The 13,030-nt window shown below is 61.7% G+C and carries 18 protein-coding genes and 1 tRNA gene; 16 read left to right on the top strand and 3 right to left on the bottom strand.

All coding sequences use genetic code 11. The features are described from left to right. Positions 1-121 precede the first annotated feature (121 nt). From ABGT79_RS12740 to ABGT79_RS12675, 14 genes are all read left to right on the top strand, one after another. Positions 122-493 carry a tetratricopeptide repeat protein gene (locus ABGT79_RS12740; RefSeq protein WP_346666491.1) on the top strand — a complete coding sequence of 124 codons (372 nt, stop codon included), beginning with the start codon at positions 122-124 and terminating at the stop codon, positions 491-493. Positions 494-518: 25 nt separating this feature from the next. After that, the gene (locus tag ABGT79_RS12735) at positions 519-947 is read left to right on the top strand and encodes a hypothetical protein (protein WP_346666490.1); all 429 of its coding nucleotides are present in this window, start codon (positions 519-521) and stop codon (positions 945-947) included. A gap of 12 nt (positions 948-959) precedes the next feature. After that, complete coding sequence (sctJ, locus tag ABGT79_RS12730; protein ID WP_346666489.1) at positions 960-1,721, top strand: type III secretion system inner membrane ring lipoprotein SctJ; 762 nt, start codon at positions 960-962, stop codon at positions 1,719-1,721. 3 nt (positions 1,722-1,724) lie between these two features. Further along, positions 1,725-2,393, top strand: a complete 669-nt coding sequence (locus tag ABGT79_RS12725; RefSeq protein WP_346666488.1) for a hypothetical protein — start codon at positions 1,725-1,727, stop codon at positions 2,391-2,393. Further along, positions 2,381-2,989, top strand: a complete 609-nt coding sequence (locus ABGT79_RS12720) for an HrpE/YscL family type III secretion apparatus protein (RefSeq protein ID WP_346666487.1) — start codon at positions 2,381-2,383, stop codon at positions 2,987-2,989. Before ABGT79_RS12725 ends, ABGT79_RS12720 begins: the two co-directional genes overlap by 13 nt. Positions 2,990-3,003: 14 nt before the next feature. Further along, entirely contained in the window at positions 3,004-4,320 is a 1,317-nt protein-coding gene (gene sctN, locus ABGT79_RS12715) for a type III secretion system ATPase SctN (RefSeq protein WP_346666486.1), read from the top strand. Between the two features lie 2 nt (positions 4,321-4,322). Further along, entirely contained in the window at positions 4,323-4,823 is a 501-nt protein-coding gene (locus tag ABGT79_RS12710; protein ID WP_346666485.1) for a type III secretion protein, read from the top strand. 20 nt (positions 4,824-4,843) lie between these two features. Continuing rightward, positions 4,844-5,488 (top strand): type III secretion HpaP family protein, encoded by a 645-nt coding sequence (locus ABGT79_RS12705; protein WP_346666484.1) that lies wholly within the window; start codon positions 4,844-4,846, stop codon positions 5,486-5,488. Positions 5,489-5,589: 101 nt separating this feature from the next. Then, a complete protein-coding gene (gene sctQ / locus ABGT79_RS12700) occupies positions 5,590-6,627 on the top strand; it encodes a type III secretion system cytoplasmic ring protein SctQ (RefSeq protein ID WP_346666483.1) in 1,038 nt (345 codons plus the stop codon). Positions 6,628-6,646: 19 nt separating this feature from the next. Further along, on the top strand, positions 6,647-7,297 hold the full coding sequence (gene sctR / locus ABGT79_RS12695; protein ID WP_346666482.1) for a type III secretion system export apparatus subunit SctR: 651 nt from the start codon (positions 6,647-6,649) through the stop codon (positions 7,295-7,297). A 16-nt stretch (positions 7,298-7,313) separates the two neighbouring features. Continuing rightward, positions 7,314-7,649 carry an STAS domain-containing protein gene (locus ABGT79_RS12690; protein WP_294486011.1) on the top strand — a complete coding sequence of 112 codons (336 nt, stop codon included), beginning with the start codon at positions 7,314-7,316 and terminating at the stop codon, positions 7,647-7,649. Between the two features lie 106 nt (positions 7,650-7,755). Beyond that, a complete protein-coding gene (locus tag ABGT79_RS12685; RefSeq protein ID WP_294486008.1) occupies positions 7,756-8,181 on the top strand; it encodes an ATP-binding protein in 426 nt (141 codons plus the stop codon). A gap of 3 nt (positions 8,182-8,184) precedes the next feature. Further along, positions 8,185-8,895, top strand: a complete 711-nt coding sequence (locus ABGT79_RS12680) for a lytic transglycosylase domain-containing protein (RefSeq protein WP_346666481.1) — start codon at positions 8,185-8,187, stop codon at positions 8,893-8,895. 65 nt (positions 8,896-8,960) lie between these two features. After that, positions 8,961-9,800, top strand: a complete 840-nt coding sequence (locus tag ABGT79_RS12675; protein ID WP_346666480.1) for a hypothetical protein — start codon at positions 8,961-8,963, stop codon at positions 9,798-9,800. A gap of 184 nt (positions 9,801-9,984) precedes the next feature. Here ABGT79_RS12675 and ABGT79_RS12670 read toward each other — a convergent pair whose 3' ends face one another. Next, the gene (locus ABGT79_RS12670; protein ID WP_346666479.1) at positions 9,985-10,344 is read right to left on the bottom strand and encodes a hypothetical protein; all 360 of its coding nucleotides are present in this window, start codon (positions 10,342-10,344) and stop codon (positions 9,985-9,987) included. 1 nt (position 10,345) lies between these two features. Beyond that, positions 10,346-10,900: a hypothetical protein gene (locus ABGT79_RS12665; protein WP_346666478.1), complete on the bottom strand. Its 555-nt coding sequence runs from the start codon at positions 10,898-10,900 to the stop codon at positions 10,346-10,348. 242 nt (positions 10,901-11,142) lie between these two features. On the opposite strand from ABGT79_RS12665, the gene ABGT79_RS12660 reads away from it, so the two are divergent. Further along, positions 11,143-11,742 (top strand): GDSL-type esterase/lipase family protein, encoded by a 600-nt coding sequence (locus ABGT79_RS12660; protein WP_346666477.1) that lies wholly within the window; start codon positions 11,143-11,145, stop codon positions 11,740-11,742. Between the two features lie 54 nt (positions 11,743-11,796). After that, positions 11,797-11,872, top strand: a tRNA-Glu gene (locus ABGT79_RS12655). A gap of 606 nt (positions 11,873-12,478) precedes the next feature. On the opposite strand, the gene ABGT79_RS12650 is transcribed toward ABGT79_RS12655, so the two are convergent. Further along, on the bottom strand, positions 12,479-12,994 hold the full coding sequence (locus ABGT79_RS12650) for a single-stranded DNA-binding protein (protein WP_346666476.1): 516 nt from the start codon (positions 12,992-12,994) through the stop codon (positions 12,479-12,481). Between the last annotated feature and the right edge of the window lie 36 nt (positions 12,995-13,030).

The following is a 13,030-nucleotide window of genomic DNA, read 5'->3' as shown; positions in this document are numbered from 1 at the left end:
TTTTCTGCGCCGCCTTCGCACGCGAAGGAGACGCCCCGCCGCATTTTCCGCAGACCGCGCGCATGCGCCGCCTCCACGGAACAGGCGGCGCGCCGTGAACCGTCAATCGCATGGAGTCGTCATGCTTACCGAGTCCCAGATAACCCGCCTGCTCGACATTGCCAACGCCGGCTGCCACAAAGGTCTGGTGCTTCAGGCCCGCGCCATCTACGACGGTGTTCTCGCCGTCCGTCCCGGTCATGTTCCGGCGCTCATCGGACAGGCGCTCAGCCATATCGTCATCGGAGAATATGATGAGGCCGAAAAGCTGCTTTGCGACGGCGTTCTTTCCGAACACCCCGACGACGCCGACGCCAGGGCCGTGCTCGGTCTGTGCCTCTGCCTCGCCGACAAAAAGGAAGAAGCCAGGGCCGTGCTCAGTCCTCTGGCCGAAAACGGAGGACAAAACGCCGAGCTGGCCCGCTCGCTTCTGGAAAACATGGACGCCGCCTGACGCGCCATTTTTCTAAGGACAGCTCATGGACGCCGTTTCTGTTGCCTCTTCCAGCCGCCTGCTGGAGGCGCTTGAGCGCATGGGAGTCTCCCAGGGGGAAGGACTGATCAGTTCCGGTCCGTCTCCCGTTCCGGACTCTCTGGCCCGCGCCTTTGAAAGGCTCATGGACCAGCCCGAGGCGTCCGCCGAAAACGCGCTGCGTTCCGGGCAGGCCGCCGAAACGCAGGCAACGTCCCTGCCCCGGGAGGAAGTTTCTCCCGATATCGATGTCGTGAGCGACGTTTCCGGGAAAAGCACCGCGGCCACTCCCGCCGAAACGCCGCTGCCGAGTCCCACGGAACTCTACCGTCTGCAGTTTCAGGTGGCCATGCTCCGCCACGAGCTCGACACCGGATCCCAAGTTGCCCAGAAGGCCTCGCAGGGCCTCGATTCTCTGCTGCGCAACCAGTCCTGACAAGGAAATGCCATGTTGTTCTTCCGTTCTCATTGTTGTTCCGCCCTCCGCCGGGCCCTCTGCCTTGTCTGCGTTCTGGCCGTCCTTCTGCTTGCGGGATGCAAAACCGAAATCTACCAGGGGCTGAGCGAGAATCAGGCCAACACCATGCTTTCCGTGCTGCTGCGACACGGCATTTCCGCGGAAAAGGTGGCCGCCAAAAGCGATTTCAGCATTGCCGTGGAAGAAAAGCAGATCGTGCAGGCGCTGGAAATCCTGCGGGAAAACAGTCTCCCCCGCGAGGACTTCCAGAGTCTGGGACAGGTCTTTTCCGCCCAGGGCATGATTTCCTCCACCACCGAGGAACAGGCCAGACTGGCCTACGCGCTCTCCCAGGAGCTCGCCGACACCCTCTCCCGCATCGACGGCGTGCTCACTGCAAGAGTTCACGTGGTGCTCGGTCAGACCGACCTCGGCACCGGCAACGTCACCCCGCCGAGCGCCGCCGTGTTCCTGCGGCACACGCCGGAATCTCAGGCCACAAGACTTATTCCCTACATCCGGGAACTGGCCGCCAACGCCGTTCCCGGCCTCATGCAGGACAAGGTTTCCGTCATGCTGGTTCCCGTGCGAGAAACCGTAAGCGTGCCCATGCCAGATCAAAGCGCCGCCGAAACCGACAATCGCAAGTTCTATATCGCCGCCGGAGTTGCCGGACTGCTGGCGCTCGCCTGCATCGGTCTGGCGGGCGCGGCCATCATGTACGCGCGCCGAAACAAAAACAGGGCACAGTAATCCATGGATTACCGGTTTCTCGCTGAAATCATTGAACGAAAACCACAGCTGTTCAAGGCCGTGCTCTCGTTCAACAAGCCTTTCGCCGCGGCTCTTCCGCCGGAGCTTGCTGAACTCGGCGAGCCCTGGGCCGGACTCTGGAGCCGCCCGGAATTTCGCCGCGCCTGGCCTCTGCCCGATCAGCCTGTGCAGGGCTACTGGAATTTTTACGAGGAATCCCGCAGAATGGCGCTGATCGGCGCAGACACCGTGGAGAGGCTCTGTCTCTTTTTCAGCGCCGCCGTGCATGCCGAGGAACTTTCGCGGGTCATTGCCAGGACGCAGGTGCTGGAACTGCGCCGCCGTCTCGGTGCGGACGTTGTGACCTACGCGCTGAAAAGAGGCCGCTATCAGGTTTCCGGGCTGCGCGCTCCGCTTCTTGTTCCGGCCTCGTTCGGCGCTCTGGCCGAAAGAATCGACCTGCTGGCCCGCGCCTTGCCCGCGCTTGTCGGCGAAGGCTGGCCGGAAGAGCTGCGCGCCCTAGCTCCGTCCTGCTTCTCCGCTCCCAAAGGCATGGACGACGCGGCCTTTGTTCCGTCTCTTCGCCGGGAACAGCGCACGGCGCTGTGGTTCACCATGAAAAAACTTCTTCTCAGGGAGGTCGCGCCGCAATGGGCTCCATGTTTCGATTAGGCGAAGACTCCGTGCGCCCCGCCGCGGGCTCGAAAATCATCAAGGCGGAGGAGTACGGCCTTTTTCTTGAGGCCGACGCTCTGCTTGCCGCCGCCCGGGACAAGTCCGCCCTCATGCAGAAAAAGGCCGAAGAGGCCTATGCGCAGAAAAAAGAAGAGGGATACCGCGACGGCATAGAAGAAGGAAAAATGGAACACGCGGAAAAAATGATGGAAACCATCCTGAGTTCCGTGGAGTTCATTGAAGGCATCGAAGACACGCTGGTCAGCGTGGTCAATCAGGCCATCCGCAAGATCATCGGAGAAATGGACGACAAGGAGCGCATCGTGCGCATCGTGCGCAACGCGCTGAACACGGTGCGCGGTCAGCAGCGGGTGACCGTGCGCGTGGCTCCCGCCGACGAGGAAGCCGTAACGCAGGCCCTGGCCGCCATGACTGCAGGTTCTTCCGGCACGGCCTTTCTCACCATTGTGGCCGACGCCCGTCTCCCCCGCGACTCCTGCATTCTGGAAAGCGAGCTCGGCGTGGTGGACGCCAGCCTTGAAACCCAGCTGAAGGCACTCGAAAACGCCTTTCACAGCAAGATACGTCAGTAACGCGCGGAGTGACCATGGCCTTTGAATACATCGGAGCGCTTCTCGAAGAAGCGGTGCAGACAACCACCCCCGTGGACGTGCGCGGCCGCGTGGAGCAGGTGATAGGCACCATCATCCGGGCCGTCGTGCCCGGGGTGAAGGTGGGAGAGCTGTGCATTCTCCGCAATCCGTGGGAAGACTTCACGCTCAAGGCCGAGGTGGTGGGCTTCGTGCGCAACGTGGCGCTGCTCTCGCCGCTTGGAAGCTGTCAGGGCGTGTCGCCGGCCACCGAGGTCATTCCCACGGGAGAAATTCTTTCCGTGCCCGTGGGCGAGGAACTGCTCGGCCGCGTGCTGGACGGCCTCGGTCAGCCCATCGACGGCGGTCCGGCGCTCAAGACGCGGCATCACTATCCCGTGTTTGCCGAAGCGCCGAACCCCATGACCAGAAAAATCATCAGTCGTCCCCTCACTCTCGGCCTGCGCGCCATCGACGGCATGCTCACCTGCGGCGAAGGGCAGCGCATGGGCATTTTCGCCGCCGCAGGCGGCGGCAAGTCCACGCTGCTCTCCAGCATCATCAAGGGCTGCTCCGCCGAAGTGTGCGTGCTGGCGCTCATCGGCGAACGCGGCCGAGAAGTCCGTGAATTCATTGAAAACGACCTTGGCGAAGAAGGACGCAAAAAAGCCGTGCTCGTGGTCTCCACCTCCGACCGCTCCTCCATGGAGCGACTCAAGGCCGCCTACACGTCCACGGCCATTGCCGAATATTTCCGCGATCAGGGCAAAAGCGTGCTGCTCATGATGGACTCGGTCACCCGTTTCGGACGCGCCCAGCGCGAAATCGGTCTGGCCGCGGGCGAACCGCCCACCAGACGCGGCTTTCCGCCTTCGGTGTTTTCCGAACTGCCCAAGCTCATGGAACGCGCGGGCAATTCCGACAAGGGTTCCATCACGGCGCTCTACACCGTGCTCGTGGAAGGCGACGACATGACCGAACCCATTGCCGACGAAACGCGCTCCATTCTCGACGGGCACATCATTCTTTCGCGCAAGCTCGCCTCGCGCAACCACTACCCGGCCATTGACGTGCTGGCCAGCGTAAGCCGCGTGATGAACTCCATCGTGAGCAAGGATCACAAAAAGGCGGCCCAGCGCCTGCGTCAGATACTGGCAAAATTTGCAGAAGTGGAACTGCTGGTGCAGATTGGAGAATATAAGAAGGGCGCGGACAAGGAGGCCGACGACGCGCTGGCCCACATCGACAGGGTGAACGCCTTTCTCAAGCAGGGCCTCGGTGAAAAAAGCACCTTCGAGCAGACGCTGGAAGGACTGTTCGAGGCCGTGCGCTGACCGTGGAACCGTATCCTCTTGAAGCCCTGCTCACCGTTCGCGAATACCGCGAGGAAAGCGCCAAGCGCCAGGTGCGGAATGCGGAAGAGAGACTGCGCGAGGCCGAGCAGGCCGTGGAAACCAGAAAAAAGGAGCTGGAAGACTACCGCGCGTGGCGTAAGGCAGAAGAAGACCGCCGTTATGCGTCCATCATGAACAAGGCCCTGAGACTCGAAGATCTGGACGCATTCAAGGCGGGCCTTGCGCTTCTGGCCGTGGAGGAAGACGCGCGCAGGCAGGCCGTATCCGACGCCGAAAAAAGCGCAGCGCAGCGCCGCGACGAGCTGACCCGCGCCCGGGAAGCCGTCAAAACCGCCAGCAAAAACACCTCCAAAATTCAGGCCCACAAGGACATCTGGAAAGAGGAAGCCAAAAAGGAGGCGGAACATCAGGAAGATCTCGAACTTGAGGAATTCCGTCCCATTTCCAGAAAAGGCGCCGAAGCCGAGGGCGAAGACGCCTGAGACTTCCCAAGGAGTACAGCATGAGCAACCTTCATGTGCGATTTTCCGAACCTTCATCCGCGCAGGAAAGCGCCCGCGCCGACCGCAGCGATCAGACTCCCCTGCCCTGCGACAAGGAAAGTTCCGATCTCTTTCTGAGAAAGCTGGAAGAAAAAAACTCCGGCAGGCATGATCTTGAAAGCGGCGAGTCCAGACACGACGACCAAAGCGCCCTCGAAAGCGACGCCTCGCCTCTCGGCGGCATGACCAGTCCGCTGGAAAGCCTTTTTTCCGGCCGCATGGAACAGGTGCAGAACGCCTCGCCCGCCCCTGCCCCGGCAGAGGCCGACGGCGCCGGGCTTGCGCAGCTTGTGGAACGCATTCTTGTTTCCACGCCGGAAAACGGCGGCCATGAGGTAAGGCTTTCCCTGGGAAGTCACACGCTTCCCGGCACGGAAGTCATTCTCCAGCGCGATGCGGGCGGCATGCTCTCCGTCACGCTCGCCAGCACCGACGCCTCGGCGTTCCAAACGCTCGTCGCCTCCCAGGGAACGCTGAAGACCATGCTGGAAAACATGGAGAACAACGAAGTGCGCGTCACCGTGACAAGAGACGCGGACAGAGAGGACAACGACGCCAAGCGCCGCTCGCGCGGCTACATGGAAGCGACGTTCGGCAACGACTGATCGCCGCGCGGCAAGCCCTCAGCGCGGCAGGGCAATCCGGCCCTTCGCCGGAGCGCTCCGCAACGTTCAACACACAACGCTTTTGAAACCGGAATACTGCCATGGCGGAACCAGCCTATCTTCCTTCCTTCAAACTTCCCTTCCTCGCCCGCGAGAAGGCGCTGCTGCAAAACGCTCTCATTCTCCGCCCCGGCCCCTGGCGTGCGCCGTTCGGCTCAGGCGACATCGTTGTCGAGCCTCTGCCGGAATCGCCTACGTTCCCTGCCGCCTGCACGCTCTCTGTCGACATTGACGGCGACGCCTGGCTGCTCGAAGCGGACGACACCTCTGCGCTGCTGCGTCACGACGTTTTCGCCTCGGAAGGCGACGCCTTCGACGAGCGCACGTTGCCTCAGGAAGTGCGCCGGGCGCTGCTCGAATCGCTGCTGCATCCGCTGTTCTCGGCCCTGCGCGGCGCGCTGAACAGACCGCTCTCCGTGCAGGATGCCGCCTTTCTTCCTTCGAGCGCGTCTCCGGCCTTCTCCGTCGGACTCAGGGCTTCTCTCTCCGCGTGCAACGGTCTGCCCGAACAGACGCTGTTTCTGCGACTCTCTCCCCTGCGCGCCGAAGAAGCCGGACGCCTCTCGGCCCTGCTCCGCACCCTTCCCGTGCGCGAGAGCGGCCCCCTGCGCGACATCCTGCCGACCGTTCCTCTTGAAGTCGCTCTGGAATCGGGCTATCTTCTGCTGAAACCGGATGAGGTCGCCGCGCTGGCCCCGGAAGACGTGCTGCTGCCCGAAGCCTGGACGGCGCCGGACACGCTGACCCTGCGGCTTCAGCGCAAAAACGGCGCGAGCCTGACGGCCGTGTGTTCCGTCGAAAACGGTCAGGCCATTCTTTCCACACCCTTATCCGAAGAACCGGAACCGTCCATGGACAACACCGAGCTGAAAGACATCGACATCCGTCTCACCTTTGAACTGGAACGCCGCCTCATCACCGTAGGCGACCTGGAAGCGCTGGCTCCCGGCTACGCCTTTGCGCTGGAAAGCGATCCCTCGTCGCCCGTCACCATCCGGGCCAACGGCAAGGCCGTCGCCCGCGGACGACTGGTCGATATGAACGGCACGCTGGGCGTGCAGATCACTGAAACGCTGTAAGGCCGCCCGGACGCGTTCCATGCCCGACATCAATCCGCTGTATCTTATGGCCGGTCTGTCCCTGCTCGGACTGGCCCCCTTTTTCCTCATGATGGTGACCTCCTACGTCAAAATCGTGGTGGTCACCTCGCTCGTGCGCAACGCTCTCGGCGTGCAGCAGGTGCCGCCGACCATGGTCATGAACGGGCTCGCCATCATTCTCAGCGTGTTCATCATGGCTCCCGTGGCCATGGACACCGCCGACATCGTCAAAAACATCACGCTGCCGCCCCAGCCCGGCTTTGCGGACGTGCTGAGCGTGGCCGAGCAGGCTTCTCCGCCGCTCAAGCGCTTTCTTGCCGCCAATTCCGACGAAAAGGTCACCAACATGTTCATGGGCACGGCCAAGCGCATCTGGCCCGCAGAACGCCACAACCTGATAAGCAAGGACAACCTGCTCATCATGATTCCGGCCTTCACCATTTCCGAACTCACCAAGGCCTTTCAGATAGGCTTTGTTCTCTATCTGGCCTTCGTGGCCATCGACCTCATCATCTCAAACATCCTGCTGGCCATGGGCATGATGATGGTTTCGCCCACCACCATTTCCCTGCCCTTCAAACTGCTGCTCTTCGTCACACTTGACGGCTGGCTGAAAATCAGTCAGGGCCTGCTGCTCAGCTATCAGTAATCAACGGAGGTTTCCCGTGCAGATCAATACCACCATTCAGGACGGCGTGTCCGTCACCAAGATTTCCGGCCGCATGGACGCCACCACCGTGACCGAATTCAATGAGGAATGCCAGAAGCTCTTGAAGTCCGGCTCCGGGCGCATCATCATTGATCTCGAAGGGCTGGAGTACATCAGCTCCGCAGGGCTCCGCGGCATACTCACCATGGGCAAGGCCTGCAAGAGCGCGGGCACGGCGCTGGCCTTCTGCTCCATGCAGAACATGGTGGCGGACATGTTCAAACTTTCCGGCTTCACTTCCATTCTCAAGGTGTATCCCACCCTCGACGAAGCCCTAGCCGGCATGCGCTGAGCCCTCGTTTTCGTTCTCAAAACATCGCGCACAGAACGCCTATCGCCGCATGTGCGGCGCGCCGCGTTCTGCAAGTCCAGCCATCATCCATGCCGCAGGAGGCCTCATGCCACAGCTTCATGTTCCTGCACGATTGGAACAGCTTGCCGCCGTCAACAGCTTTCTTTCCGAAAACATTCCTCCCCGCTTTCTTCCCGCCCTTCTCAACGTGGAACTCGTGACGGAAGAGCTGCTGGTCAACGTGTTCAGCTACGCCTACCCTGAGGGAACCACCGGAAACGCGGAAATCGCCCTGCGCGAGGTGTTTTTCGACGGAGAGGACATGCTCTGCTTTTCCGTCAGAGACTGGGGCTCACCCTTCAATCCCTTTGCCGAAGCGCCCTCGCCGGACATCTCGCTGGATGCGGAAAGCCGTCCCATCGGCGGCCTCGGCATCTACCTCATCCGCAACGTGACCACGCATCAGGCCTACTCCCGGGAAGACGGCGCCAACCGCATCGACGTCTATTTCTCCCTGCCCGAACAGGATTGACCCGTGCCGAAAAACGATTGCTCCGAATGTGAAGCACGACTGCGCGCCGCGCTGACAGGCGCGCTCTGGACGCTTGTCGCCGCCGCTGCCCTGCCCTGTCCGGCGCAGGCCGGCCGCATTCTTTCGGAAGAGATCAGCGTAACGGAAACCAGCGCACTGGAACGAAAGACGGAGCACGAGTTCCTCATCAACAGCATGGATGTGGCCAGTCTTTCGCCGTCGGCGCGGCTGCTTGCCATGCCGAGACCCATGATCTCGCCGGAACTGGCCGACGCGCTCAAAAGCGGCAGGGTGTACACGGCTCCGGAAGAATGGAAGCGCATCATCCGCAAGGCAGCCCGGGCCTACTCGCTGCCTGAGGCTCTCATTGCCGCGGTCATCCGCACGGAATCCGCATTTCAGGCGCACGCTGTGTCCCCCAAAGGGGCGCGGGGAGCCATGCAGATCATGCCCGAAACGCAGAAGGAACTGGGGCTCGAAAATCCCTATGATCCCGAAGCCAACGTCATGGCCGGAAGCGCCTATCTGCGCCGTCAGCTCGACAGGTTCGGCTCGCTGGAGCTGGCCCTTGCCGCCTACAACGCAGGCCCGGCCAACGTGGAGAAGTACGGCGGCGTTCCGCCGTTCCCCGAAACCCGGGAATATCTCCGTCAGGTGGCGGCGCATCAGGAAGAATCCGCCGACTGGAACGCCGGAAACAAGAACCTTCCCTGACGCAAGGGAGAGACGCTCTCGACCGCCCCATCAAAAAGCAAGCAAAAACGCCGGAACTGCCCATCATGAACAGGATTTTCATTACTCTCGTCGGAGCAAGCGTCGCCGCCCTTGTCCTTGCCGTGGCCTGCGGCTCCTGGCTGTTCTTTCAATCCTGGGAAGACGGAAAAAGACTGGAACGCCAGAATCGCGAGCTGCGTGCCTCCCTTGAGGCCTCGCGCATCCGTCTGGAAAATTTCTGCGATTATCCCGCCGAAGCCCTGTGCGACGTCGATGCGCCGAAAGGCAGCGTCAGCGGAGCCATGAGCGGACTGCCCGCCTCATCTCTGCCGGAACCTGCGCCTCAGGCAACGGAGGATAAGAAAAACGCCGGAGAGTCGTCGAAGCCATCGACGTTGACGCCGCCTGCGCCCGAGAAACAGACGCCATCCTCCAGAGCCGCAGAGGCTCAGGATAATACCCCCAAGGCCGCAGCGCCGAAAACCGCATCGACCGCGGCCGCCGATCAGACGCCCGCCGCGCCGGCAAACCCCGCGCCCCGGGCAAAGAGCGCCCCGGGCAACCTTTCCGCCGATGCGCCACGCTACGCCGCACCTTCGGCGCGGGCGAAAAAGACCTGGACTTCCATGGAGCTGAAAAAAGACTCCATGCAGCTCGACATCGCCGGCGAAGGCTCTTCCCTCACGGCGGAAGGACAACTCCTTTCCGACCCGCTGCGCTATGAAGTCACGATGCAGGGCCTGTGGAACGTTTCCAACCGGCATCCGCAGACAACGCTCATCAAGGACATGCAGTCGGACGTGCGCAACGGCAACACCGTGCTCACCTTTCCCCTGAGCGAAAAGCCCGGAGAATGCAACGTCGTTCAGAGAAATAGACGAACCATCTCCATCGTCATCCGATAGCTTCGCAGGCCGCGGCCCGGGCGCGACGAGTCCGGCCCGGCGTCTGCCCCAAAAGAGCGCTTGCCGCGCACCTGCTCCAGAGCGAGCGCGACATCAAAAACACGTCCTTTCCGCCGCTTCGGAGTGTCATCCGGAGGGATGCCGCATGCGCTGAAAACTCTCCGCACGGCGTCCGGCCCGGCGCTCAGTCTCCGAGCAGCTTGCGCAGCATGCCCGCAAACGGTCTTGCCATGGCGGGGAGCGCAAACGTCTTTCCCAGCACGAAATCCCGGAGCAGCGCGTCCACGCTTTCCCGATCCGCAGAAATCTCCGTGGGACGTATCCACGCGCCCTGCTCATCCACTTCGGCCCGACTGAGCACAATGCACACTTCTTCCTCAAAGCCCAGAGGCCGAACCAGCGCCGTCACGCCGCCAGTCGCGCAGCCGAGATCCAGCACGTCCACATAGCGCCCCGCCTGACGACGCAGCGCGCCCAATACGGCGTCGCTTTTCAGCAGCTTGTCCACTCCGGCGCGCAGCAGCATGGAAGGAGACATCGACATGTCAGTTCTCCTTTCCGGCCAGCACAACGGCTTCGCCAAGAATGAACAGCACCTGCGCCGTGGCCTGAAGAAACAGCATGGCCTCCTCGGGCTGACGATTCTTGACCGTTCCGCTCCAGGTGGCAAGCGCCATGATGCTCCAGTTGCCCTTGATGCACGCCGCCAGCCGGTCTCCGGCAGGCGTTCCGCCCGGCATGCCGGCAAGCTCCAGCGCCGTATCGTCAAGAAATTTCATGCCGCGCTCGCGGGAAAGCAGCGCAAAAAGATTGCTCTTGAGCAGCTCTTCTCCTACAGCTTCCCACAAATTGGCGGCCGCAGCCCCGGCAAAGCAGCAGGAGCCGAGCACGGCCAGCGGCTCCACATGATCGTACAGCGAGTGATATTCCCGTATGCAGTGTTCAAAAAACGTGCGCACCAGCCCCGTGAGTTCCGGAATGCTGCGCACGGCATCCTTCAGGAATCCGGCCTTCACGGCTTCCGACGCCAGCAGATTCTGAAGTCCGCTTCTGTACTCCGCAAGTTCTTTCAGCAAATCCTTGTTCTTATCGCCTTCCATGGCTGCCTCCTGCCTCTTTTCTGTCTTCTTTCGGGAAAAGGAACGTAGCAGCAAGGCAGCCCCTTTTCAAGTCCGTTCGTTTTCCGGCAGGCATCGGCCTGCAGGGGCGAGGCCGGTCTGCGCTTCTTGGCAGCGCCCGGGGAACATGCTAGTTAAACCGTTCGCAGCATGCTCGGCCTGCGCTTCGGACGCAGGGCCGCTCCGCACTGCAGACGCACGTTCCCAACCATAAAGGATGTTCCATGAAGATCTTTCATTTCTTCGGCGATTCCGTCACGCTCGGCGTGAACGACGCCCCTGAGGGCGGCTGGGTGGCCCGTCTGGCCAAAAAGGCCGCCGAGGCGGGACTCTGCCTTCCGCCCGACACCTTCTACAATATGGGCGTTCGCAAGAACTCCAGCCGCATGATTCTGGATCGCTGGGAAGCCGAATTCAAGGCAAGAGTCATCGACGGCGTGCCTTCCTGTCTGCTGTTCTGCTTCGGCACCGTGGACATGGCCGCTCCCAAGGGATCTCCCAATGTTCCTGTGGGCGAATCCTCCGCCAACGCCCGCGAAATTCTTCTGAAGGCCAAAACGTACGGCTGCACGGCTCTCGTCAGTGCGCCCCCCGTGGCGGACGACGAACACCGTCAGCGTCTCGACGCCCTGTGCACGGCCTACGCCTCCATCTGCCGCGCCATCAACGTGCCCTTCGTGGACATCTTCCACCCTCTCCTGAAATTGGACTATGTAAAAGACCTCTCCGACGGCGTGCATCCCGGCCCCGCGGGCAACGACATGATCGCCTCTCTGCTGCTGCAGGCCCCGGAACTGGAGACCTGGTTCAAAAGCGAAAAATAATGCTTGACACGACAGGACTCTCCCTATAGAGTCCATCCGTCGAGCGAACGACAGGTCACCATCGTCTATCCGGTTAGGACAGAGGCCTCTCAAGCCTCCAAGACGGGTTCGAATCCCGTTGGTGACACCATCTGGAATATCTGCCTCATGCTGTTTTGCAGCATGAGGCTTTTTCTTTATCCGATGCCGGGAACTTTCTCCACTCCCGCGCGCACGCCCCGACATCGTCACTCTCCGCACAACGGCCTTTTCCGGGCGGCGCGGCGACAGGCTGCGTTCTTCCCCTGCCCCTGCGGCAAAAAAATCCCGACATCGCCGTCATTGCAGACGCCACGCAGGCAAGGTCGGCGTTGATCCGCTCCCGACTGTGCCAAATCCCCATCCTTCAGCGCGCCTGCAACAAGTCCCTCGGAACAGTCAACACGCCGACGGACTCCTCTGCTCTTCTCCCAGACGTCGCCCTCCTCGTTTTCCATATTTTTTCCTGCACCCGCGTCTGCGCCGAATGCCGGTTGATTCTTCGAGTGTCCTGCCCTGCACCGAACACCCGCATACTTGCCTCTGGCAGCCTTGCAACGGACGCGCCCCCAGCCAAAGCATGACGCCATGACTCGCCGTCAAATCAGTCAGCCAGAAACGCCGTCCGATATTTGGGCGCAAAAAAAACGCAGCACGACCAATGCCGCGCTGCGCTGCAGAAAGGATGTCCGGATTCAAGCCGGATCACAACCGACGACTAAAAGGGAATGTCGTCCATGGTACTCGCTTCCGACGGGAAGGCGGGACCGAGATCTTCATAGCTGTCCTGCTGCGGCTGCTGCTGAGGCGCGCGACGCTGCGGAGCGGGACGGGACGACTGCGCAGGACGGGGAGCCGACTGCCGGGGCGCATAGCCCATGTTGTCGCCGTCGGCGGGAGCGCCGCCGTTGCGGCGATCAAGGAACTGCACGCGGTCGGCGCGTATTTCCGTGGTGTAGCGGTCCTGACCGTTCTGATCCTGCCACTTGCGGGTGGAAAGCTTGCCTTCCACGTACACCAGGCTGCCCTTGCGGAGGTACTGATTGCAGTTTTCCGCCGCGCGCTGGAACACGACAACGCGATGCCATTCCGTGCGCTCCACGCGATTGCCGTCCCTGTCGGTATATGATTCATCCGTAGCAATACGCAGCGTGGTCACGGGAGAGCCGCTCTGGGTATAGCGCAGTTCAGGGTCAGCGCCGAGATGGCCGATGATCATGACTTTATTCAACATGGAAACGAATCCTCTTTTCTACAGGTGAATCCTCGC

Source organism: uncultured Mailhella sp., assembly GCF_963931295.1.
In the GTDB taxonomy this organism is placed as follows: domain Bacteria; phylum Desulfobacterota; class Desulfovibrionia; order Desulfovibrionales; family Desulfovibrionaceae; genus Mailhella.
The sequence above is the reverse complement of the archived record's forward strand: the minus strand, read 5'-3'. Positions and strand labels throughout refer to the sequence as shown.